Source organism: Pseudoalteromonas sp. Z1A6, from assembly GCF_011378745.1.
Classification (GTDB): domain Bacteria; phylum Pseudomonadota; class Gammaproteobacteria; order Enterobacterales; family Alteromonadaceae; genus Pseudoalteromonas; species Pseudoalteromonas arctica.
The window spans coordinates 1-2,462 of record NZ_WTKW01000481.1 but is presented as its reverse complement, the minus strand read 5'-3'; the positions used below and the strand labels follow the sequence as shown (position 1 = coordinate 2,462).

General features: G+C 37.2%; 3 protein-coding genes. All 3 read right to left on the bottom strand.

The features are described from left to right. Positions 1–724, bottom strand: a 724-nt coding sequence (locus GQR46_RS18715; protein ID WP_165742041.1) for an enoyl-CoA hydratase/isomerase family protein, incomplete at its 3' end; no start/stop codon positions are given. Positions 725–824: 100 nt separating this feature from the next. Next, complete coding sequence (locus GQR46_RS18710; RefSeq protein ID WP_165742039.1) at positions 825–1,439, bottom strand: response regulator transcription factor; 615 nt, start codon at positions 1,437–1,439, stop codon at positions 825–827. Continuing rightward, on the bottom strand, positions 1,436–2,462 hold a 1,027-nt coding region (locus GQR46_RS18705), incomplete at its 5' end, for a histidine kinase (protein WP_165742037.1). The genes GQR46_RS18710 and GQR46_RS18705, both read right to left, overlap by 4 nt.

Below are 2,462 nucleotides of genomic sequence, written 5' to 3'. Positions count from 1 at the left end.
GTAGGTTTTTCCAGAGCAGTTTGCTTATATTATCAATAAAGCTTGGGTCTTCTTCTTTCATTGTAAGCAAAATTTGCTTATTCATTTGTGATTTATTTTGAGCGTAAATCCAGCGGTTTTTATTAAACTGCTGGGCAAACTCAAGTACACCTGCTTGTAGTTCATCGTTATTTGCAAACACAGCTTCAACTACTTTGTTCTCTAGCAACTGCTGTGCACCAACACGCTCTCCTGACATAGCTAAACGATTAAAGAATGTTTGCGAGATAGCTTTATTAATTATAGGAAACATCGACGGTACAAAAGGCACCATTACATCCACTTCAGGAAAACAAAAGAAGCCTTTGTCTGACTTCATAAATCTAAAATCGCACGCACATGCAAGCACAGAACCATTACCGTAAGTATGGCCGTTTAACGCTGCAATAATCGGCATAGGAAAAATAACTATGCGCTTAAACAAGTCACTTATTTGAATCATAAAGTCAGAAATTGCAGCAGGTAAAATACTTGGATTAGACATCCACTGAAGGTCGATACCCAATGACCAGTTTTTATCACTCGAAGAGGTTAAAATAACAGACTTAATATTTTGATCTGCTTCAATATGGTCAAGATGTAAATTAAACTCAGCCAAAAATGCTGGGTTGTGGCGGTTTTCAGCGGTATTCATAGTGAGTATTGCAGTACTATTTTTAGTTGTTAGTTCTATTAAATTTGCCATTAAACCCTCTTTTAACGCTTTTTAAGCTAATTTTAAGCGCCGTTCGTTACTTTTATAAGTAACATAGTAATACTTTGCTTATAATTTATAAACCCACTATTTAAAGCCATCCTTTTTGTTTAGCTATACGCGCAGCATCTATGCGGTTAGTGGCGTTTAATTTTGCAATGGCGTCTGATAGATAATTACGTGTGGTGCCTTCGCTTATAAATAACTGCTTGGCTATTTCGCTTGTTTTAAGGCCATCGCTTGCAAGTTTAAGTGCTTTGCGTTCTTTATCGGTAAGTGGATCTGCGTCGTCTAATGCATTAATAGCAAGCTCTGGATCAATTACCTTTTGCCCCTGCATTACTTTTTTAAGGGCATTTATTAGATCTTCACTGGGTGCTTCTTTTAGTATAAACCCTTTAACACCCGAACTTAATGAGCGTCTTATGTAACCAGCGCGAGAAAACGTGGTCATAATAACCATTTTTATAGCGGGAAACTTAGCAGCTATTTTTTCGCTGAGCTCTATACCATTCATGGTTGGCATTTCTATATCGGTTAAAATTATATCTGGCAGTAAATCACTATCAAGCGCCTCAATTGCATTAAGTGCATCTTGCCCGTTACTTGCTTGCCCAATTATCTCTATATTAAAATCGAGACTTAATAGTGCTGCGATTGCATCACGAACAAGCGCTTGATCTTCCACTAAATAAACTTTAATCATTGTAAATCCTTAGCTGTGATTGGCAATATCACATTTAGCGTAAAAGTATCACCACAGGTAAATTTAGCACTGCCCTTTAATTGCTCTGCTCGCTCTGTAATGCCATTTAAACCATTACCTACTTTTAATGTATTGCATGGCGCGTTATCAATCACTTTAATAAGAAGCTGTTGCGCTGTTTGCTCTATGCTTATTTCGCAATTTTTTGTGCTGCTATGACGTAATAAATTAGTCACAGCCTCTTTAATTATTAACCCAGCGAACCCTTCTACCTTAGCGGGCAGAGTATCTAAATTTACGCTCACTTTTACGTTAAAACCTTGCTCTATTAATCTTTGTTTTAGCTGTGCTATTTGACTGACAAGGTTAAGCTGTTTTAAATCACTTACTGCGTTTCTTACATCGCTAAGCAATTGCCTTGCAAGCTCTGCTACTTGTGCAATTTCGTTATTTGCTTGAGCGTAACGCTCACCTTGGTTTAATTTATTAGCAAGCTCAGCCTTTAAAGCAATAGATGACAATGAATGCCCTAAAATGTCATGTAAATCGCGGGCAATGCGCTCGCGCTCAGCAATAGCAGCTAGTTGCTCTAATTGGTTAGCACTTTCTTGCTCACGCTTTTTATATAAGCTTTCTCTTTTTGCTGCAATACCGTAACTAAATAACGCGGCGCATAAAATCAAAGCAACAGCTAAAAAGTATTGAATCTTCCCTATATCACCAATATATGCGCTTAATAAAACCGTAGATATAATCGCGAGTGCAGCATAAATTCTTTGATGGTAGTTGTATGCATAGCCTGCTACGTAGGCTGCAAAGCCAAATAAAGTAGGAGTACCTGTGGTGTAAAAAGTAGCGCAAAAACAAATTAATAGCATGGCTACAAACAACTTGGTCACCCCTGCACTTTTGCAGTTTATTGCTTTTACATATAAAAGAATAAAAGCAACATAAAAGGCTAAAGACATCGTTATTTGGTTAGCAGTAAAGCTCGCAAAATTAATTATTAATGGGAGTAAATAA

Excerpts from the sequence above, each read along its gene's own strand:
- GQR46_RS18710 (WP_165742039.1), bottom strand. The coding sequence starts at position 1,439 with ATGATTAAAGTTTATTTAGTGGAAGATCAAGCGCTTGTTCGTGATGCA.